Annotated in this window: 17 protein-coding genes and 1 tRNA gene; 15 read left to right on the top strand and 3 right to left on the bottom strand. The window is 45.5% G+C overall.

All coding sequences use genetic code 11. The features are described 5' to 3' along the window. The first annotated feature begins 19 nt into the window (after positions 1 to 19). From ACWPAB_RS13110 to ACWPAB_RS13090, 5 genes are all read left to right on the top strand, one after another. Positions 20 to 1,846 carry a PTS mannitol transporter subunit IICBA gene (locus tag ACWPAB_RS13110; RefSeq protein WP_003568392.1) on the top strand — a complete coding sequence of 609 codons (1,827 nt, stop codon included), beginning with the start codon at positions 20 to 22 and terminating at the stop codon, positions 1,844 to 1,846. 36 nt (positions 1,847 to 1,882) lie between these two features. Beyond that, positions 1,883 to 3,940 (top strand): BglG family transcription antiterminator, encoded by a 2,058-nt coding sequence (locus ACWPAB_RS13105; protein WP_016381918.1) that lies wholly within the window; start codon positions 1,883 to 1,885, stop codon positions 3,938 to 3,940. 4 nt (positions 3,941 to 3,944) lie between these two features. Then, positions 3,945 to 4,388 (top strand): PTS sugar transporter subunit IIA, encoded by a 444-nt coding sequence (locus ACWPAB_RS13100; protein ID WP_003658978.1) that lies wholly within the window; start codon positions 3,945 to 3,947, stop codon positions 4,386 to 4,388. Positions 4,389 to 4,391: 3 nt separating this feature from the next. Continuing rightward, entirely contained in the window at positions 4,392 to 5,546 is a 1,155-nt protein-coding gene (locus ACWPAB_RS13095) for a mannitol-1-phosphate 5-dehydrogenase (RefSeq protein ID WP_003568386.1), read from the top strand. 117 nt (positions 5,547 to 5,663) lie between these two features. Next, positions 5,664 to 6,620, top strand: a complete 957-nt coding sequence (locus ACWPAB_RS13090) for an alpha/beta hydrolase (protein WP_016381917.1) — start codon at positions 5,664 to 5,666, stop codon at positions 6,618 to 6,620. 97 nt (positions 6,621 to 6,717) lie between these two features. Here the strand turns inward: ACWPAB_RS13090 and ACWPAB_RS13085 are convergent, their stop codons facing one another. Beyond that, positions 6,718 to 7,647, bottom strand: coding sequence for an alpha/beta hydrolase (locus ACWPAB_RS13085; RefSeq protein WP_003568382.1), 930 nt, complete (start codon positions 7,645 to 7,647; stop codon positions 6,718 to 6,720). Positions 7,648 to 7,846: 199 nt separating this feature from the next. On the opposite strand from ACWPAB_RS13085, the gene ACWPAB_RS13080 reads away from it, so the two are divergent. From ACWPAB_RS13080 to ACWPAB_RS13055, 6 genes are all read left to right on the top strand, one after another. Continuing rightward, positions 7,847 to 8,767: a ribose-phosphate diphosphokinase gene (locus ACWPAB_RS13080; protein ID WP_003568380.1), complete on the top strand. Its 921-nt coding sequence runs from the start codon at positions 7,847 to 7,849 to the stop codon at positions 8,765 to 8,767. 369 nt (positions 8,768 to 9,136) lie between these two features. Beyond that, positions 9,137 to 9,209, top strand: a tRNA-Lys gene (locus tag ACWPAB_RS13075). 382 nt (positions 9,210 to 9,591) lie between these two features. After that, the gene (locus ACWPAB_RS13070; RefSeq protein ID WP_016366759.1) at positions 9,592 to 10,446 is read left to right on the top strand and encodes a PRD domain-containing protein; all 855 of its coding nucleotides are present in this window, start codon (positions 9,592 to 9,594) and stop codon (positions 10,444 to 10,446) included. Positions 10,447 to 10,619: 173 nt separating this feature from the next. Beyond that, entirely contained in the window at positions 10,620 to 11,099 is a 480-nt protein-coding gene (locus ACWPAB_RS13065; RefSeq protein ID WP_003586065.1) for a PTS sugar transporter subunit IIA, read from the top strand. A 56-nt stretch (positions 11,100 to 11,155) separates the two neighbouring features. Then, positions 11,156 to 12,586 carry a PTS transporter subunit EIIC gene (locus ACWPAB_RS13060; protein ID WP_016368093.1) on the top strand — a complete coding sequence of 477 codons (1,431 nt, stop codon included), beginning with the start codon at positions 11,156 to 11,158 and terminating at the stop codon, positions 12,584 to 12,586. Positions 12,587 to 12,645: 59 nt separating this feature from the next. Beyond that, entirely contained in the window at positions 12,646 to 13,575 is a 930-nt protein-coding gene (locus ACWPAB_RS13055; RefSeq protein ID WP_003586062.1) for a DUF7916 family protein, read from the top strand. A gap of 80 nt (positions 13,576 to 13,655) precedes the next feature. Here ACWPAB_RS13055 and ACWPAB_RS13050 read toward each other — a convergent pair whose 3' ends face one another. After that, positions 13,656 to 14,954 (bottom strand): APC family permease, encoded by a 1,299-nt coding sequence (locus ACWPAB_RS13050; RefSeq protein ID WP_016368092.1) that lies wholly within the window; start codon positions 14,952 to 14,954, stop codon positions 13,656 to 13,658. Positions 14,955 to 15,144: 190 nt separating this feature from the next. Between ACWPAB_RS13050 and ACWPAB_RS13045 the strand changes: the two genes are divergently transcribed. Next, positions 15,145 to 15,543 carry a hypothetical protein gene (locus tag ACWPAB_RS13045; protein WP_003586058.1) on the top strand — a complete coding sequence of 133 codons (399 nt, stop codon included), beginning with the start codon at positions 15,145 to 15,147 and terminating at the stop codon, positions 15,541 to 15,543. Positions 15,544 to 15,868: 325 nt separating this feature from the next. Beyond that, positions 15,869 to 17,686, top strand: coding sequence for a helix-turn-helix domain-containing protein (locus tag ACWPAB_RS13040; protein WP_003586056.1), 1,818 nt, complete (start codon positions 15,869 to 15,871; stop codon positions 17,684 to 17,686). 168 nt (positions 17,687 to 17,854) lie between these two features. On the opposite strand, the gene ACWPAB_RS13035 is transcribed toward ACWPAB_RS13040, so the two are convergent. Beyond that, positions 17,855 to 19,666, bottom strand: a complete 1,812-nt coding sequence (locus ACWPAB_RS13035) for a helix-turn-helix domain-containing protein (protein ID WP_003586054.1) — start codon at positions 19,664 to 19,666, stop codon at positions 17,855 to 17,857. Between the two features lie 169 nt (positions 19,667 to 19,835). On the opposite strand from ACWPAB_RS13035, the gene ACWPAB_RS13030 reads away from it, so the two are divergent. Both ACWPAB_RS13030 and ACWPAB_RS13025 read left to right on the top strand, forming a co-directional pair. Continuing rightward, positions 19,836 to 20,345, top strand: coding sequence for a ClbS/DfsB family four-helix bundle protein (locus ACWPAB_RS13030; RefSeq protein ID WP_003586053.1), 510 nt, complete (start codon positions 19,836 to 19,838; stop codon positions 20,343 to 20,345). Between the two features lie 257 nt (positions 20,346 to 20,602). Next, the gene (locus tag ACWPAB_RS13025) at positions 20,603 to 21,460 is read left to right on the top strand and encodes an NAD(P)-dependent oxidoreductase (protein ID WP_016366907.1); all 858 of its coding nucleotides are present in this window, start codon (positions 20,603 to 20,605) and stop codon (positions 21,458 to 21,460) included. Positions 21,461 to 21,681 lie beyond the last annotated feature (221 nt).

Here is a 21,681-nt window from a genome sequence, read left to right as displayed (position 1 = left end):
GGAAAGGAGTGTGTTTGCCTTGGGTGCAAAAACAGCAAACACGCCGGCAGCAGAAAAAAAGAAATTTAATCTGAAAGCCGGTATGCAATCATTCGGAACCAAGCTTTCTGGCATGGTGTTGCCAAACATCGGTGCCTTTATTGCTTGGGGTCTTATTACAGCCATCTTCCTTAAAGGTGGTTGGTATCCAAACGCTCAGCTCGCAAAAATGATTTCGCCAATGGTAACTTATCTGTTACCATTACTGATCGCTTTTTCAGGCGGTTCGATGGTGGCAGGTCATCGTGGCGGCGTTGTTGGTGCGATTGCTGCCATGGGGGTCATCGTCGGTACTGATGTGCCAATGTTTATTGGCGCAATGGTGATGGGTCCACTTGGTGGCTGGTGTATTAAGAAGTGGGACGACCGTTTTCAAGATAAGATCAAACAAGGCTTTGAAATGTTGGTCAACAACTTTAGTGCCGGCATTATTGGGATGTTGCTAGCAATCGTTGGCTTCTTCCTAATGGGTCCAATTATCTCTACGTTGACTAACGGCATGGCAACTGGGGTTGATTGGATTATCAATCACGGGTTGTTGTGGGTAGCAAACGTCTTTATTGAACCCGCAAAGATTTTGTTCCTAAATAATGCGATCAATCAGGGGATTTTGACACCGCTTGGGATTCAGGCGGCAGCCGAACATGGTAAGTCAATCCTGTTCTTACTGGAACCTGATCCAGGTCCAGGCCTTGGTGTTTTGTTAGCATTTGCGCTGTTTGGTAAGGGATCTGCTAAAGGTTCCGCACCTTCCGCCATCATCATTCACTTCCTTGGCGGGATTCACGAAATCTATTTCCCATATGTTTTGATGAAGCCAGCACTGTTCCTGTCTGTTATGGCTGGTGGTGTTACTGGGACGACACTTTTCTCCATCTTCAATGTTGGTTTGAAGAGCTCACCATCTCCAGGTTCTATCTTCGCATTATTCGCAATGTCACCGGTTAACATTGGGAATTATATTGGTTTAATTGTTGGTGTCACAGGTGCTACACTTGTTTCTTTCCTGATCTCGGCTGTCATTTTACGCCGCGATAAGAGCGCAAGCGGTGACGAATTAGCCGAAAGCGAAGCCAAAATGAAGTCCATGAAGGCTGAAGCTAAGGGTCAGCAAAATGTTGCGGCAGCTAAGGATGTGATGTCAGCCGCCAAGGGCATTAAGCAGATTATCTTTGCTTGCGATGCCGGCATGGGTTCCAGTGCCATGGGCGCTTCCATCTTACGCGACAAGGTAAAGAAGGCAGGTCTGGATCTTTCGGTTACCAACACAGCAATCAGTAACCTGCAAGACAAGCCGGGATTGCTGGTTGTGACACAAGAAGAATTAGCTGATCGGGCTAAGGACAAGACACCTGATGCCGCTCATATTGCGGTTGATAATTTCCTGAACAGTCCGAAGTATGATGAAATCATCGCAAGCTTGAAGGCTGAAGCAGTTGGCGGTACTGACGAAGCAATGCCAGCAACTGAGACGTCTAAAGCTAAACAAGAAACACCGGAAGACGAATTAAAGGAACTTGATCTCGATAAGATTACCGAAGTTGACTTCCTGCATCATGATCAAAACATTGGTTCCGCAACCATGGCACAGGCAACATTCCGTGCTGAATTACGGAAACTGAATAAAGACGTGAAAGTTCGTAATGTCGCAATCGGCGAGATTGATGACAAGGACAATGTGCTGATTATTGCTTCGAAAGAAACAGCACGTCGCGTTAAATTGCAGTTTGCCAATGTTCAGGTCTACACCGTTGATGGCCTCTTGAACGCAACGAACTATGATAAGCTTATTGAGAAGATGAAATAAGTTCGGTCGGTGTTGCGGCCGCTTGAGGCGAAAAATATGTTACTAACGAATCGTGAACAGGAAATGATCAGACTCATGATGAGTCAGCCCGCCGGTGTTAGCCGAGATGAGCTGGAACGGCAGCTGGGTGTCAGCCGTCGGACCATTTACCGTGAGCTTTCGCAATTGGAAAGTGACATCGCCACAATCGGTTTAAAACTCGATAAAGGCACTGGCAGCACGTATCGGTTGGTCGGGGATACCAATGATTTGGCTACCTTAACCGCGACTTTGGCAAAACAGGATCAGGTGGTGACATTTGATCCTAGCCAACGACAAAGTGCTTTAACATTACGGTTGCTGAATGCCAACGGTCCGGAAACAATGACGGCGTTAGCGGCAGCGGTTGACGTGAGTGTCACCACCATTAAGCAAGATCTGGATATTCTTGAACCCGCTTTGAATGAATATCATCTGCAATTAAATCGCCAAAAAGCTGCCGGTATCTGGATTGATGGTGCGGAAGGCGATATTCGCCGAGTATTGGTAGGCGTGTTGAATGCTGAGATTAATCCGTACGTTTTCTTCCGCTTTCTCCGTGATCCTCAGCAGACATTCGATCCAGTCACACATTATTTTGTTGAACGATTACCGCAGGAAGAGTTACTGGCAGCAAACGCGGCTTTGCTGCGCATCAAGGCGTTGGCGGATCTCAGCGACAACCAGCGCAAAGCGGTGTTACTGACAGTAGCAGTTAATACCCGCCGATTGCGAGAAGATCAGCATGTTGAAGCGCAACGCCATTTCGACCAGGAACGGCTTTTCCAGGACCAACAATTGGCTCTCGAGTTTCTGGCGGAGATGGACTCCGCGATTCGCCAGAAAGTCCGCGTTGGCGATTATCAGTTTCTTGCCGTTGAGCTCAGTACCATTCGCGGTGGCTTGGCTGGAGAACCAGTTGATCCGTTTGATTTAACGGTTAACCTTGAAGTGCAGGAATTGATTCGTGAAGTTGCCAGATCATTTCCCGGGAAATTTTCCGGGAATACGCAGCTTTACTCATCGCTGTTGGCTCATGTCCAACGAACCGCTGGCGGTGATTGGCTGCCAGGCGTCACGATGACGAATCCAGTGCTGGCTCATCTGCGCGACGATTATCCTGAACTTTACCACGCAGTTCAACAAGCGGCTGACGATGTTTTTGGTCGCGGTGCCTTTACTGGAAATGCGCTCGGGTATCTGGTGTTGTACTTTGCTTCAGTCTTGGACCATACCCACACCGAAGTGCCAGCAGCTGTCTTGCTGATTACGAGCGATGGCCCGGGGACCGGCAGTCTGATTGCTGGGAAGCTACGTGTACAGGTGCCGGAAATTCGAGAGATCAAGATCATTCAGGTTAGTGATCTGCCGAACCAGAATCTGGCACATTACGGTTTGATTCTTGCGACGATGCCATTGCCGGGGTTCAAGCATCAGTATCTTGTCATCACGCCAATCTTGGCGCGTGATGAGATTAGTGAAATCAGACGGTTATTGCAACAGGTCAAGCCGAAAGAAGCGACCCAGCAAAGACAACCGTCATTAGATCAGACTGTGACGGCGTTTGAAAGTCTCAAAACCATGGTATTAGCAGCTGATGACATGTTACAGCACTTCGCTGTGACAGAGATCACCGAAGCGATGACAACCTCAGGAGCGACAATCGATGCCATGCTAGCACATTTACCAGACGTGGTGGCAGAAGCGCCGGTCGTCAAAGATGCCTTGCTAAAGCGACTAGAATTAGCGCCAGTTGGGATTCCCGATACCGGTCTCGCTATGATCCATACCAGTAGTCAGGGTGTGACAGTGCCTTACATCGGCGCATTCGATTTAAAAACGCCGCTGTCGCTTCCAGCCATGGATATGGGCACGATCATGTTGCATCGGGTATTGCTACTTTTGACACCGAACCCAGTTGCTCAGGAAACACTGACGCTATTGAGCGCTGTCAGCGCAAAGCTGATTGCGTCAACAACGAATTTACAACTTTTTGAAAAAGGGCATTATAGCCAGTTGTATCAAATCATCACAGAAGTATTTATGAATGAAATCAAAAAAATTGATCGAAGGTGACATGATGAAAGGACTAGACGTTAAAACGATCAAACTTGGTCAGGAAGCAAAGACCAAGGAAGAAGCCATTCGTCAGGCCGGCCAACTCTTGGTCGACAATGGTAATGTCGAACCAGCTTATATTGATTCGATGCTTGATCGGAATCGCGATGTTTCTGTGTATATGGGTAACTTCATTGCTATTCCCCACGGCACTGAGGCCGGGATGAAATATATTAAGTCGACGGCTATTTCGATTGTGCAATATCCATGGGGTGTTGACTGGTCGGATGATCCGGCTGATGAGAACTTGGTCACGGTTGTTTTTGGGATTGCTGGCTTAAATGGCGAACATCTCAAATTGTTGTCGCAAATTGCGCTTTATTGCAGTGATGTTGAAAATGTTCAGAAACTTGCCGACGCCCAAACGCCGGAGGAAATCGTCAATTTACTGAAGGAAGTTGAATAAATTATGATGGAAGCAGTACATTTTGGTGCAGGTAATATTGGTCGCGGATTTATCGGTGAAACACTTGCCGCTAACGGTTTCAAAATCAATTTTGTCGATGTTAACGAGACGATCATCAATGCGTTAAACCAACGCGGCGAATATACGATCACCTTAGCAGCGCCCGGTGAGAAGAAGATTCATGTGGACAATGTTGACGGGTTGAACAATGCCAAGGATCCCGAGGCAGTTGTGAAGGCAATTGCGCAGGCTGATCTGGTGACCACCGCCATTGGTCCGAAGATTCTGCCAATCATTGCACCCCTAATTGCCCAAGGCTTGCAGGCACGTGATGCAGCCAACAATCATCAGGCATTAGATGTGATTGCATGTGAAAATATGATCGGTGGCTCTCAGTCACTTAAGAAGAGTGTCTACGAGCATCTCGATGACGCCGGCAAGACCTTTGCTGATACGTACGTTGGCTTCCCTAACGCCGCGGTTGATCGAATCGTGCCACAACAAAAGCACGATGATCCCTTGGCCGTTAGTGTTGAAGATTTCAAGGAATGGGTTGTTGACGAGAGTCAGATGAAGAACAAGGATCTGAAACTCAAGACTGTAGACTATGTGCCCGACCTGGAACCTTATATCGAACGGAAACTCTTCTCCGTCAACACTGGTCACGCTACCACAGCTTACACCGGCAAGTACCTTGGCTATACAACAATTGGCGACGCCATCAAGGATCCTAAAGTCTTCAATCAGGCAAAGGGTGCGCTGGCCGAAACCCGTTCGTTGTTGTTGTCAGAGTTTAAGAATTTTGACGAAAAAGACCTCGAAAACTATCAAAATCGGGTGTTGCAACGTTTCCAGAATCCGTACATCTCAGATGATATTTCTCGAGTTGCCCGGACACCAATCCGCAAACTAGGTTACGACGAACGCTTTATTCGCCCAATTCGCGAATTGAAGGAACGCGGTTTGAATTACAGCGTTTTGATGGACACCGTTGGCATGATGTTCCATTATGTTGAACCTAATGATGCCGAAGCTGTGAAGTTGCAAGCGATGCTGAAGGATCAGCCGCTGGTGGATGTCATCAAAGAAGTGACCGGTTTGAAAGATGCTGGCTTGATTGATGAAGTCGAAGCTAGCGTTAAGTCCAAAGATCGTTAAGAGATAAGGTTAATTCATACGATTAGACTGTCAGTTGACTCACTGGCAGTCTTTTTGCGTTAAGATGGGATTAATCTTTTAATGCGATTTGAACATGGTGAAATGGAGGCCTTGGTAATGGCAGATGATGACATTTTAGCAAAAATTCAGGCAGGCTGGGCGCAGACGGCAGCGCGCGATAAGGCACGCTATGCGGATGAACGGGTGCCAGAGGATGTCCACTGGAAAACGGAATACCGGTATGAAAACTCTGCTGACCCGCAGCAGACCTTGAACTTATATTATCCGGCAAAACGCCGCAATGCGACGTTGCCAACTGTGATTGATGTTCATGGCGGCGGCTGGTTTTATGGCGATCGCAATCTCAACCGAAATTATTGCCGCTATTTGGCGAGTCAAGGTTATGCTGTGATGGGCATGGGGTATCGCTTGCTGCCAGATGTCGATGTGCGCGGGCAGATTCAAGACATCTTTGCTAGCTTACGTTGGTTGTCGCATTTTGGCCCGCAGCGCGGCTTTGATCTCGATCATGTTCTATTGACCGGTGACTCGGCAGGCGGCCATCTAGCGTCACTAGTGGCCTGCATTCAGCAAAGCGAAGAGCTACAAGAACTTTTTGGCGTTGATCGGGTTAATTTCAATTTCACTTTGGTGGCCTTGGTGTGCCCAGTCGCTGAACCTGGCAAACTGCCAGAAGCCGCTGGTGATATGAGCGATATGGCCGCTTTTTATCTTGATAAGCTGAGCGGTGGCGATGCTGCATTGGCTGACCACCTTAACTTTTCTCAAGTTGCCAAAGACCTCAAGTTGCCGCCATTCATGCTGATTGGCGGCCAAAATGACAGCTTCTATTTGCAAAGTCAGGCTTTGCTAGAAGTGTTTGCTGCCGATAAGGTGACCTATACGACCAAATTGTGGCCAGCCAGCGCCGGTCCGCACCTCAAGCACGTTTTTAATGTTCAACATTGGGAATGGCCGGAAAGTATCGAGACAAATTTGGCCATGTTGCGTCAATTCGATGTGCTCAGTAAACAACGCGATGAAGCTGAAGCAGATGAAGAGGACGACCTCTAGACTGTGCTGCGCTTTTTTGATTAGACATTAAAATGGACCGTTTGAATGGTGGTGATCATTCAGACGATCCATTTTTGTGATGGTTACAAAGCGGCAGTTAGAAAAAGATATCTAGAAAACGTTTGACGTGTGCTTGATAAGCTTCCGGGTTGATCCAGTAGCTTTCCGCGTGCGCAGCCCCCGGAACGATCCAGAGGGCTTTAGGACCCGCAGAAGCCGCATAATTTTGCCGACCCATTTTCGTTGGCACATAGACATCTTCCGCACCGTGAATAACCAATAGTGGCAAGTGGTTGCGAGTGAGTGCTTGGCGGACGTTGACAACGCGTAAAGGATAACCTAACCGGCGATAGTTAAGAAAACTTGCCAGTGGCACCAACGGCATTGGTGGCAGGTGAAACTGCTTTTTCAGTAAGTAGGCCAACTCGGTTTCAACATCGGTGTAGCCGCAGTCTTCAATGACAGCCTTCACTTGTTTTGGCAAACTGGGTTCGCCTGCCACCAACGAAACTGTGGCACCACCCATGCTGGTACCAAACAACAGCAGTTGACTGTCTGCACCGATTCGATCAATGATACGTTGCAGCCAACCCAAATAATCCAGCCGATCCAGCCAGCCGAAACTAATGTATTGGCCATCCGATTCACCATGCCCGCGATCATCCGGTAGCAGAACATTGAAACCTAGATCGTAAAACATGTGGGCAAAGTTGCTCATCGTAATCCCAGTACCTTTGTAACCGTGGCCCACAATCACCGCTTTTTTACTGCCAGGATGCGGCAACCAAAGAGCTTCAAGTCGTTGATTATCCGGGGCTGTCATATGCCATGCCTCAATATTGGCCTGACTTTCTACCCAGTGGACATGGCGATAATATGAAGCCGCATACTTTTGCATCGAACGCCGCGCGTCTGGAATATAGTTAATGCGGCGAAATGCATATTGATAAAAGCTTTCGGCGGTCGCTAACGTGCCAGCCGATAATAACAGTGGGGTTGCAAGGCCGATCAAATGGCTTTGTTTCATGACTCAGTGCCTCCCATTTCCAAGTCTTGCAGTCAGGGCAAAGCACGGCGGAGACCGGGGTGCCGCCTGCTGGAGCGCTGCTTATGAATCTGCAAATGTTATGATATTACTTTACCGCATTGGATAATCAGTCGCAATTTCTTGCCTTTTCTCGTATAATGACGGTGCAGACCGTTAAATACGAAAAAGGGAGAAATCGATGCACGAATTAAAATTATTCAGTCTTAATGGGAACCGGCCATTAGCTGAAAAGATTGCGGAAGAGGTCGGGCTACCGCTGTCGCCAGCTCGAGTGAATCATTTTGCTGATGGGGAAGTTCAAATTGAACTACCGGAAAGTGTTCGTGGCGCTGATGTATATGTGATCCAGTCGGTCTCTGATCCGGTTAATGAGAACTTCATGGAACTTATGATCATGGTTGATGCGTTGCGGCGGGCGAGTGCTCACCATATTAATGTCGTGATTCCTTATTATGGCTACGCACGGGCTGATCGCAAGGCGCGCTCCCGTGAGCCAATCACAGCCAAACTTGTTGCTAACATGCTGGAGATGGATGGCGTTAATCGGATCATTGCTGTTGAACTTCATGCGGATCAGATTCAAGGCTTTTTCGATATCCCAGTTGACCATCTCAAGGCCCACCACTTGATCGGTGATTACTTCAAGAAGCTAGATCTTGGCGATAATGTCGTTGTCATCGCGCCTGATCACAGTGGTACCAAGCAAGCGCGGGCATTGGCTGAAGAATTACATACGCCAATTGCTATTGTTGATAAGCGTGATCAAGAGCACATCGGGGTTATCGGGGACGTTGCCGGCATGCACGCCATCGTGATTGATGACCTAATCGATACCGGCGATCGCATCGTGGACTCTTACAAAGCCCTGAGTGAAGCAGGTGCACTTGATGTCTACGCGGCAGCCACCCACGGCGTATTCTCCCGTGGCGCTGTTGATCGCATCAAGCATCTGGGACTCAAGCGGGTCGTCATCACTGATACCATTAAGCTCGATCCTAAGCACAAATTCGAAGGCTTAGATCAGATCTCGGTCGGTCCAATGCTTGGCAAGGCGATCAAACTGATCAACAGCAATCAATCCATTCATGTTTTGTTCTAGAATAAGTTAGTGAAATAAGGCGGCGATGGCCGTCTTTTTTTGTGAGCGCGAGCAGGAGCGCATTTTAACCGGAGCGTAAGTGGCCTTGAAGCCAAATGCCCAAGTTTTGGTCATTCGACTTCAAGGTCTTTACATGCAAGGCGAATGCGAGCACATTATCACGAAATAAGAGCGTGAACAACCACTCGTCAAATGACCATCAGCAAATTGCCAGTAACCGACGAAATCGCTGCCTAACCGCTTGATGACACAATGCAGCAGTCAGCTTTTTGTCACATTCTTTGAAAAAAGATTTGCAAAACACTTGCGCCAGTAAGGGGTACATGATATTATATTTAAGTCGTGAAGCGCGACAGACATAAGCAGCATGGGTGGTTAGCTCAGCTGGCAGAGCAACGGACTCTTAATCCGTGGGTCCAGGGTTCGATCCCCTGACCACCCAGAATATAAACGTAACAGCGACCCACAGGCAGATAGACATGCTTGTGGGTCGCTGTTTTTATTTACGTCCTAATACTCAGATGGATAAGTTTTGTGGCACCTTGAAATAAAAATGTAATGACAGTCATCATGAAGTTAGTTTAAACGCACTTTCACGTTAATAACTAAGAATTTAATAAATAATTTTTTCAAAACATATATTTATGTGTATCCAAAAAGATACAATTTAACCTATCTTTTATATGTGATTAAAGATCAGACGATTGGTTATTTTATTTAAAACGTATTGACTCAAAAAAGCAACTTGATTATACTAAGCATTGAGTAAGCGCTTACTTTTAGTTTTATTGATGTCGTCTAGTGACCTAGCTAAGGTGTATATCTTGAAAATCCTACAAGTTCTAAACAATAATGTTTTGCTTGTAGAGGACGGGAATGACAAGCAACAGATAATTTGGGGTAAGGGAATTGGCTTTCGCCTTAAAAGAGATGAGGAGTATTTTCCGACCGAGGATGACCATGTCTTTCTCCCTGTATCCCGAGATGATAGTCAATGGGTAGACTCATTTAAGGAGTTAGCACGTGAGATACCTCGATCGTATTTTGAGTTAACGGACTCAATCATTAGCCTAGCACAAAATAGCATCAACGTTGAATTTGATGGTCATTTGTTAATTCCTTTAACCGATCATATCTACTTTGCAGTTCAGAGAATTAAGAGCGGGTTAGTCGTCAGCAATCCTATGCTATTTGATATCCGCAGGCTTTTTCCAAAAGAGTTTCAAGTCGGTCAAGAAGCACTGGCATTGATCAGTTCGTTTAGTGATGTTTCCTTTTCGGATGATGAGGCGGGATTCATTGCCATGCATCTCATTGAACACGAACTGACAGAGACGAATAGCTCTGTACAATCTGTGTCGGAGGCGTTAGATATTCTTTCCGGCGTCAATGAAATTTTGGAAAAAGACTATGGCGGAAAGTTCTCAGAGAGTAGTTTGGCAGTTTCGCGCATGGCGACACACCTTTACTACCTTTTGTTAAGGACTCATGACGGTAAAAAGGTTGATCTTGTTGAGACTGATGATACGGTTCTTCTGTGTCAGTTGAAGAAGCAATATCCTAACGCAGGCAAAAGTTTAGGGAGAATCGTCGCTTTGATTGAGGACCACGTTGGCTATCAATTTGATGACTCTGATCGGCTATTTCTTTTAATTCACATCATTCATATCATCGAATAACGGCTTGTGACATTAAGTTGGCAACACCCTGAAGATGTAATGAAATTGGAGTTCTCTAATTTCATCATTTATCATGGGTGTTTTTTTAATGGCATTTGTTCATAAATTATCAGTACTTGTTGGCTCGGTCTCTACTGTTCGTTGTGTGGACAGACAGTTAAGGAGCGTATGTTATGTTCGGATTAGGTAAGAAGAAAAAAGAGGACGTGTATGCAGCGGTTACTGGGGTGTTGATTCCTTTAACAGAGGTGTCTGATCCTGTTCTGGCTCAAAAAATGATGGGTGATGGCTTTGCAATAAAGCCCAAGAATGGTGAAATCTATGCGCCAGTAGATGGTAATATCACCATGATTTTTCCTACCAAGCATGCTATTTCAATTAAGACTGTTCAAGGGCTTGAAGTGCTTGTTCACATGGGATTCGATACGGTTGAGATGGATGGCAAGCCATTTGATGTTAGGGTATCGAGGAATCAAAAAGTAAAGGCCGGAGAATTACTGGCCAATATGAATTTAAAGTTGGTTGCTGACTCAGATCACGACACCACAATTGCTGTCGTCTATACAAATATGGCTTTATTGAAGTCTTTTCCAGAAATTTCCGCTAAAAATGTCACTGCTAAAGAAATGCTTGGAGAACTGAACTACAAATGATCATGTTTTTGAAGAAGGTTGAGAAAGCATTGCACACGGGGTAGGGAGACTTAATGATGGAAAAATATGAAAAAATTGGTAATCAGCTCATTGAAAGTATGGGCCATCTAGATAACGTCGAAAGTGTTGCACGTTGCTATACACGACTGCGCGTGCGCATTAAAGATGATTCAAAAGTGACGACGGATAAAATCAACAAAATTGATGGGGTTGTCAAAGCCTTTTCTTCTGATGGCAAGTTGCAAATCGTTATGCCAGAATACTTAGACAAAGTCTTTGACTATATTAATGCTCAGTTTGTTGGTGAAAGTGGTGTATCGAAGGCTACCGCAACGACTGAAACAGTTAATAAGAAGCGCGAAAAAATCACCTTCAAACGTTTGCTGAATGGCGTTCTTGATGCAATCTCTAATTCGTTGACACCGGTCATTGGCGGATTAGCCATGGCAGGGCTATTTCTCGCATTGCTGAACTTGCTCACCGTGAGTCATATTGTGACCCAAGGCAGTCAAACGTATCGGTTACTTTATCTAATGGGTAATTCACTTTTCTACTTCTTGCCATTCTTGGTTGCATTTGGCGCCTCACGGTATTTCAAAACAGATACGATTCTAAGTCTCATTCTGGCAGGGATTATGATGCAACCAGATTTTGCCAAGATGGTGAGTGCCGGAGGCGGCATTCATTTGTTTGGGCTTCCAGTAGCGGCGGTTGACTATTCAACCAGCTTGATTCCGATTTTGATTACCGTCTGGGTGCAATCATTGCTAGAGAAAGTCGTTGATCGTCCGGCAATGAATAAGTTTGGGTTACTCAAAATGTTCCCAGTGTTCCTAGTGATGGCGCCATTAACACTGCTAGTTACTGGACCAATCGGGCAAGGAATAGCCAGTGTCATTGCTAACGGATCACTCTGGGTATATGACGAAGCCCCCGTTGTTGGCATTACGCTGCTTAGTCTGTTGATTGGATTCTTCATTATCACCGGTAGTCACTGGGTCTTTTTCCCGGTTGCAATCTCCAATCTTAAAAGGCTGGGCTATGATCCATTTCTCTGGGTCGCGTTTGCGGTTTGGAATTTTGCCGAATTGGGGATGGCCTTAGCTATTCTTGTTAAAGGGAAGAAGCGTAGTGTCAAAACATTTTCCGCCACAGCCGCATTCTCTATCGCGGCCTCAGGTATAACTGAACCTGCAGTCTATGGATTGATGCTAAAAATGAAAAAGCCGATCATTCCATCTATTATTGCTTCCGGTATTGGCGGTCTATTCTTTGGACTTTTTCATGTCAAAGTATTCTCTCTCGTAACGGTCTCAATCCTGAGCTTGCCGCAGTTTATCAATCCTGCAGGTGGCAATAACTTTATTCTGGCAGTCAGTGGACTATTGATAACAACAGCGGTTTCATTTGTCCTTAACTGGTTCTGGGGTGTTGATGAATCAATGTTTGATGAGGACGAAATCGAAGCCGCGGCGGAAGTAGCATGATTCAATAAGCAGGATGCTACTATTAACTAAAAGACAACCAACAGGAGGCAATGAATAAAATGGTAAAACGACTATTAAGTGCTAGTACAAGCGAGGTCATGACGTTTGACGGGCAGCAGCTCAAGGAAAGCATCAAGGCTAGCGAAGGGCGGATCATTGTTAGTGAAAATATCGTGACGCAAGAGAATTTAGATAGTATTACCACAGCGGAAATTGCTGCAGCATTTGGCGCTGATATGATTCTTTGCAATCGCCTTGATGTTGATGATCCCAAAATTTTTGGCTTATATCCTAGTGAAAGAGATTTATACAACGCGCCTAAGCATGACGGCAAAGAGAGCATCGCGAGACTGCGAAAGCTGGTTGGTCGACCAATTGGAATTAACATTGAGCCGATTGGCGACAATCCCAAAATGATGGAAAATCAAATTGCCATTTTGCCAGGATGCACTGCCAGTGAGGCGGTCATCAAAAAAGCCGAAGAAATGGGTTTTCAATTCATGGTGCTGACCGGTAATCCGGGTACTGGCGTTACAAATGAAGCGACCATTCGCAGCATTGCGTTAGCTAAGCAGTATTTTAGCGGCCTAATTATTGCAGGGAAAATGCATGCTTCTGGTGTTGACGAACCGCTCATGACGGAAGAGACGGCAAAAAAGTTTATTGAAGCAGGTGCAGATGTGATTTTGGCGCCGGCGGTTGGATCAATTCCGGGATTTGATGAAGCTGACTTGAAGGCGGTTGTGAAAGTTGTTCATCGCTTGGGTGGTTTGGTGATGAGTGCGATTGGCACGAGTCAAGAAGGCAGCGGCAGTCATGTGTTGCAGGAGATGGCGATTCGAAATAAAATCTGTGGCGTTGATATGCAGCATGTGGGCGATTCTGCATGGGGATTCGAATCACCTGTCGATAACTTATACGCAGTCAGCAAGGCGATCCGTGGCGAGCGGCACACCATACAGAGAATGGCGAGGTCCATTAATCGGTAACGATAACAACATGTTGTTAAAATAACCGGCAGAGCTTTCAGCCGGTTATTTTTGTGACTTTTACAAACCAGCAAGCTGCGTCATTCACCTCGTCTGCGGGTGTCGGTGGCGTAGATGACGCTGCCGATCAATGCAACGATCACGGCAATTAGCCAAGTCAGCCATGTAGCACTGGTCATTAGATAGCCGATCAGCAATAAGGCAAATCCCATTAAAAGTGGCGCCATTGGTAGGTGAATACCAGCGGGTAGGGTTGGATCATGCCGTAATTTGAACCATGCTAGGATGGTCGTGATGTATTGAAGAAAGGCACTAAATACGATCAGGTTGACTAAAAATAGGTAGCTGCCAGATACCACTAGCAATCCGGCAATACCGATTGTCAACCAGATAGCGACAAATGGGGCACCACTTTTGTTGGTTCGCCCGAATACTGCTGGTAGCAAAGTTTTTTCGGTTGCTAATGAAGCCATTTCGATTGGCGTATCGAAAGAAACGGCGACAGCAACACCCAGAATGGAGATGAGCATACCTAATATCACCACCGTTTTTCCGATGGTACCAACAACTGCGGCGAACGCTGCCGTGACTGGTAAGGTTTCAGCAGTCAGATTGGTGCTGAGAATAACGATCGTCGTCATTTGAGCCATGCCATAGAAGGCAATAACGATCAACATGACCACCATGAGGGCGCGTGGGAGTGTTTTTTCCGGATTTTTCATTTTGTTCGCGGCAACTGGCAGGAATGAAAAGCCGGTAAACATATAGAATGCTGTCGAGAAAGCTGTGCGAAAATCTGATGAAACTGCTTGCGGCTGGTTTACGTGCAGGCCGTGTGTACTGATGAAATAGCCACCGGCAGCAATCACCGCGATGAGAATGATGATCTTCAAGGCGCTGGAGATATTATCGATGAACGTGAGGATATTTGGTCCGATTAAATTAATGGCGATTAAAGCAGCAATGATCACTAAGGCCACGCTAATATAGACGCTTCGTTGCTTGACAACGGGTATTAATCCGCCCAATGCAGTGAGAAAAGCGGCCAATTCAGCCGCTATGGTAATCACGCCCAGAAACCATCCAAACCAACCTGTTTGAAAGCCGACAAAAGCGCCAAAAGCGCGATTTGAATAGACCCACGCACCGCCATCATCGTCTATTTTAGAGGCGAGCATAGCGTAACTCAGTGCAATTAACGTTGTACTGAGTCCAGCCAAAACAATCGCGCTGACACTACCCAAGCCAGCTTCTTGATAAAGTGTGCCTGGCAACAAAAAGATACCGGATCCAATGATGCCATTGATCCCAAGCAGAATGACACTTGCAAAGGATAAGGTTTTGTTCGTACCGCGGTGACGCCCGGATGGTTTTCGCATCGTAGTCATTCCTTCATTGCTTTAGTGAGTGTTTTAGTCGTTAGGCAAGGAACGGGTGAGCTAATTAATTCTTATTTCTGGCACTAAACGGTACACTGTGGAAGCTACCACACGTCAATTTGAAAGGTTGATGTGTATTCGCAAACACCAAATGATAAGCCATATTCTAACAGAAAGGTTTTGAATAAGAATGCAAAGAGACTTGGGCAGTTACGATTACGTACAACGGGTTTATAACGAAAACATGCGACTGGCGGCGTATAAACTTCCGCAGACTGCCGCAGATGGCGACGTCATTTTCATCGATGATGGGTTGATCAAGCTAACCATGCAGATCGCTGATGGCCGGGTTTTGAAAATCACAATTGTGACAACAAATCCACGCTCCTCGGTTTACATGCAGGTTTTTGAAGGATTCGAATTCGGATTTAATGCAGTCAGCACATGGATTCAAAATTACGAGGAAACGACCAGCACGCATGGCCCATCGCGAGGGATCGTGAAGGGCATGTTGGCTGATTACAATACAACGGCCGATAATGTGTTGACGGTGAGTTTGACACGAGTTTCTGGAAAGGCACCGGCGTAAGGCGTTCAAACGATTGCCTTTTGCTCTTTATTGAAAAGGCAAACAATTTTTTTGTATTTAGCGAGTGTATTAACTCCCTATTTTTAAAGATTTTCAAAAGTATGGATGGTAGGCGACCCACGGACTCTTAATCCGTTAAGTTTTGACTGGAAAATGTGATTTTAGGAAGTTGAGAAAGCGCATACCAACGTGCTTAAATGGCGGACCGGCTTTGCCCGATTGAATCAGTCGCCTGTGACCACGGTCATCCGAGTGTTGAGTGTTACCAATGATCATTGTGTATTATATTTGAGGTGATGATATTTAATTGGGGAGGTTGTCACAGATGACAATGAAGCATACCAGCGACAACTTATTAGACTTAGGTCGCTTTTTCCATGAGCGTCGGGTTGGCCGGGGATTAACGCTTCAAGAAGTTAGTGGGGAATGGTCGGCAGCAACTTTATCGAGGTTTGAGCGTGGGGAGTTAGATATCAGCACGCAAAAAATGCTTGAATTGATGACCATGATTGGCATTGATGAGCTCGATTTATTGGAGTTTTACGAAGCTAATCCGGTCAATTTTCCTCTGCAGTTACAGGATTTGACACAACTAAATGACGTTGGTGAGTTAGAACGACGTAAGGCGGGTTTTTTTGCAGCTCATCCAAAGCGGAATTCAATGACCGAACTTGCCAGAATCTTATTTGAGGCTGCGCAGCACTGGCCAGACCCTGAATTCCGCTTTTCTGATGAGGATGAACAAATACTAGCGGATCGATTAGCAGTGCCTGAGCGCTTTTCATTACTAGAACTGGAGTTATATAAAGCTATTGTTGGACCAGCAAGTCATGAATTACTAGTTTTGCTGTGGCAACGAGCACAAAGCCTTCAAAAAGATTGGTGGCAGTTTCGTGAAGTAATTGAACTGATGCTGTGGCTTGGCGCGTTGATGGATCGAGATATGGATCTGGTGAATGGCTTGGAAGATGAGCTGAAGAACTGGTTCATGCCGCAGCAAGGCCGGACAAGATTGGTTGAGTTTATGCCAAATTGGCAATTTGGCCGAAGTACGGCTCACTGGCTCCGCCATCCATCAGCGTCAAATAAGAACAAAATTCAGCAGATTATTAATGAATTACGCAGGATGGATGTTGAGGTTGATGCGCGCTGGTTTGAGTTGATGTTGGCTCATACAAGCGAAGGGCGTGTACACCATAACCTAAAACTAAAAGATCATCCCAAACAGCTCACTGTTGCACATACGGCGGGAGAAGTTGTGAAGTTTCAGCGGGAGTATCTCGGTGTCAGTCGAGCGGATCTTGTCATGGACGCAAGTGTAACCTCGCTGCGCCGATTTGAAAATGGTCAGACACAGCTTTCCGCTTCAAGTATGTTACAGCTTTGTGGTGAGTTGGCGCTTGTACCTTCACAAATTCTCACTTTACCTAACCAGATTGATGAACACACCCCTGGCGAGATTAGTTTACGAGCAGTGTTTAGGCAAATTAAGCAACACAAAACTTTTGGAAAAAGTGAGGCAGACATTCTTACGTTAATTCAGCGATTTACGACTCAATTTCCGGATATGCCTGCTAGCCTCGTGGCAACGCAACGCTTTGTACTGAAAGTCACAGCAGGTTTTGCGTCGCATACGGATGAGAAAATGCACAAACAAGCATCCTTAATCTTAGCCCGTTTGTTGCAAATGAATCATTGGGGATCGCTGGAAACTCATGCTTCTGAAGAATTGGCTAATTGGTTAACACCAGATCAACTAGTGATGCTATATGAACAAGGCAGGCGCGTGATCCTCAATCATCCGCTGACTGTTGGTATTGATTACTATTTCAGTGGCTTAAATCAAGCAATTGCTCAAGTTGTTGATCATTATTCACTAACAGTGGGGCGATCATTTGTAACCCAATTTAAATGGGTATTGACGATACCTGATGCAACACCCATGCGGTGGCAAGCGGCAGGAACTTGGTATCTTGCTAATTATCTGCTTGAACCAACGATAACCAACAAAACACTCGTTGAGCGGTATGTACATGCGTCTTTGCGTGTGGGACACCCAGATGCCATTGACAACCTTAAAAAGTTATGGGTAAAGCGACTTCCGGAGGATTTTATTAATAATTTTGTTTTGAATTATAAATAATAAAGAGGCAAATATGCAAATTTGCTGGGCTGTACCTCATTCAGTACCCATAATGAGCTATGGGTTAGCGAAGTAGGACTGGGTAATCCCAAGTGGAGGAGATTCAAAGAAGCGGGAGTGGGGTTCCGCTTCTTTTTTTGTCCAATCTTAAAACATTAATTTTCCTTATTAACGAGTTGATGAGGAAATTTCAAAATACCCATCAGGGACGAAATTCTGCCATTGCGCTCTCAGGTCCGCTAGAACTATTGCGTGTCCCGTGCTTTTACAATACGTAATGAACTGCTGAACCGATGCTCGTGTTGTAACCGTTCGCTGAGCTAAATCCAGTGCTGTTTTTAAACCGCCGATTGCATGCCAGCGGGATCGATTGGCTTCATCAATACTGTATAGCCACTTGAAGTGATGCAAAAAGCTTGTGACTTTATCAGACGGCATTGAATTAATAGCGTGGATAAAAACCATAGACATTGTTTCATAGGCATAGGTATTGCCGTCGTAGTCAATACGATTTTGCATCATTCGTTTTACTTGCTGGAACAACATGGATAATTCATCGAATGATAGTAAAGGATAAATATAACGCAAGATAAGGTATTCAAAAAATCCCCAGTGATTGGATTTCAATATTTGAGGCAGAAGGTCATGAGCAATTAAACGATGTGCTGCCTTATCGATGCTAGTCATACCTACTTCCATTGCTGCACGTTGTAACACGAAAAGCTGGGCTTTGCGTAAAGACGGCGCAGCGTCCTTCATCGATGCCATTGATTGATCAATCATCCGTTCTAAGCTTGAGTCGGACAAATGTTGACCTTTTTTCGCTACTATCGAACGCCAACCTATTCCAAGCGTGATATTTCGATTTTGTCCCTGTTTTTTATAATACATATTATCGAGTAGGGTTGGCACCAGAACCGCTATTTGGCCGCTTAGCTTGACTAATGCGCTGAAGGAAAGTTGTGTTTTTCCTTCCTCGAATCGTCGAAGGGTTGACTTATTTCTATCAAGCGCAAGGTCAGATAAGCTCAGGTCTAAATAAGTGCGCCTCTGAGGGACAAAGTTGTTAGATTTACTCACGGTGACAGGCTGTCCATGATCTATCAACGCAGGATTATGATGAGGTTGTCCTTGTCTTGTTCGAGCAAATACTAAGGTGAAGTACTTAGCTTGACTAATACACCCCATAGCTTGTGTATCGGCAATCATTTCATTAATTTGTTGTTCGTTGTCAAGGCTAGGCTCCAAGACCCATTGCTCTAGTAGTTGCATGAATGGCCAAACTTCTTGCCAATCTGTGTCACCGCTTAATTGACCATCAGCAACAAATGTCCCGTCTAAGCTTGTTCGAAAGTTATCTAAAAAATCTAAGTCGCGATTCATCAAAGCACCGAGCCAAAGTTTGGCAAGTATAGTCCGGAGTTCAGTTTTAGGTAGATCGTGTTTCATTCGTTTTGTTCGATGCCAGAATAGCACTAATAGTTCGTGACTTGCAGGTGCTCCAATGGCAGTTTGAAGTTCTAACTCAAAAGGGGTTAGATTTTCAGGAATGGTCAAGTGGTCAGCAAGGTATTGTTCTACAGCAGCATCGAGATGATATCTTTCTGCTGGCCAATGAATTGCCATATCAAAGAGAATGTTAGCCAATTTTGTCATGCTTGTTTCCTTTTTATTAACTTCAAAAAAGGCGCTTTTACGTTTCGTTAATCCGTCTATATCATTGGTTTCAATTAGTCTTTGAATTCGCATTGGAAACGCACCGGCTGATTCAGGATATAGGAGGAAGTCCATAGGCTCCATACCGATTCGATGAATTAATCCTGCTGCCTTTTCAGTACTGATATCGACCTTTCCGTGTTCAAAACGGGATAAGGTAGCTGCAGACCAGTTACCAGCGGCCTCTTTGAGTGTTAGGCCGCGGCCGACTCGAAAATCATGAAAGAACTGGCCAAGTTGTTCTAGTTCTGTCGATTCATCCATGTTCCCCTGCCCCCAATCGATAATGTCATAACATTTAACATTTTCAGTGTGAGGGCCGGTATCATGGTTCTCAAGCAAAGTTGCATATGTGCCGCCTCCCTCTACTTTTCAAATAGAGTGGCACCTCTTAACGCGGCTTGGTACGCTTTAGCTAAAGGAGCTGATCAAGTTGAAAACATACGCTGATAAACAAGCCTTGCTGGACACGATCGAAGAGCGCTATGCGAAATTTAGGGCGGAATTTACCGATATCCCCGAAGAAAAGCGCGAGTTGCTGGTTGAAGGGGTTGATAAGACACCGTCAGAAATGCTGTCATACCAATTGGGTTGGCTCAACTTGTTGTTGAGCTGGGATCGCGATGAGGTTGCTGGTATTGAGGTTGAAACGCCCGCACCGGGCTATAAATGGAATAACCTAGGTGGTTTGTATCAATCTTTTTATGAGCACTATGGTCAACAAAGCCTTCAAGACCAACTTGCTGCGCTTGATCTGCTGGTCAAGGAGTTGTGTACTTGGATCGAGACGTTATCACAATCGGAGCTTTTCGATGCAGGCGTTCGGAGGTGGGCTACGACCAAGGCGCAATGGCCGTTATGGAAGTGGATTCACATCAATAGTGTTGCGCCGTTCACAAATTTTCGACCGAAAATTCGTAAATGGAAAAAATTAGCACTGTAAACCTATTAGGAACACTTTTTGTTGGCATCAAACAGGTAAGGTGGAGGGAAAAAAGACGACAATGACTCGTGCCGAGCTGTGTTATTGAAATCGCTTTTCAATCATGCTAAGTTAATGGTTACAGGTGTTATTGATCCTGCTTTAATCGAATTTAGCTGGCAATGAATTTCTTGATAAAATGCTTCTTCAAGAAAAAGACTTGTTTTTTAAGTATCTATTGCCTAGGTGAATATTTTCGATCGGGAAGGAAGAAGAACATGAAAATAACATTTATTGGTGTTGGCGATATGGGCAGTCATATGGTGCCACATTTGGCCAAGGCAGGCTATGACGTCACAGTTTGGGATAAAGTGCCCGCCAAGATGGCGGCAGTAGCGGGCGATCACGTTCGCACGGCAACTTCATTGGAAGATGCTGTGACAGCGTCCAGGGTCATTATCACATCGGTCATGTCAGACGATGTGCCAGCACTTCATATTGGGACCACTGAAACTCCGGGTATTGTGCATTATTTGCAGCCGGGGAGTACGCTGATTGTGACCTCGACTTTGGACCCGCGTAAGATTACTGCGATTCAAGCCGTCATGCCGACCAAGACCCATCTACTAGATGTGCCAATGATTGGTGGCGTGAAGTATGCACGTGAAGCTGGCTTGGTTCTGATTGCCGCTGGCGACAAACAGGCGGTTGCTGATGTTACACCTATCTTGAAAACGTTTGGCACTGTAAAATATGTCGGTGAGCAGGGAAACGGTGCGAAACTGAATTTGATCACGAATGTTGCCATCATGGCAGCAGAGGCCGGCATTCGTGAGACACTTGACTTAGCCGATGCCTATGATATTGACTACCAAACAACACTCGACTTGCTCCAGATGGGGCCATTGAAGCCAGTTGTAATCCGCGCTTTAGATGAAAGCAATCCGCGGCCGCTAAAAGATTCCGTAGCCGATGAAGTCGAACTAGACAATGCGACCAAGGACTTTGTAGATTTGCCAATTGCAAGCGCCGCCATGCGTCGTCTACAAAAAGCCGTTGATTCAGTAGCAGGTGAAGCACAGTTTATTGATATCACGAACAAAAATACGGCTTTGCCTGAAGCGTCGAAAAAATAGGAGAAACGGTGCCAATGGACCGTTTCAGACATCTTTAACGGGTGTGTGAACCGGTTTTTGTGGAAAGTGGCAGCGAGTTTCACGTGGAACCAAATGTAGGCCTTAATTTTCTGAGGAGTTCCACGTGAAACTTATCTATTTTAGGAAATACAGTATTAGCGTTCATTGTATGTAAGCAACCTTAATCATTAACAACAAAAAGGCAGTGATCTTAGTATTTA

This window comes from Lacticaseibacillus sp. 30 (assembly GCF_053819265.1).
This window is presented reverse-complemented; position numbering and strand designations above follow the sequence as displayed.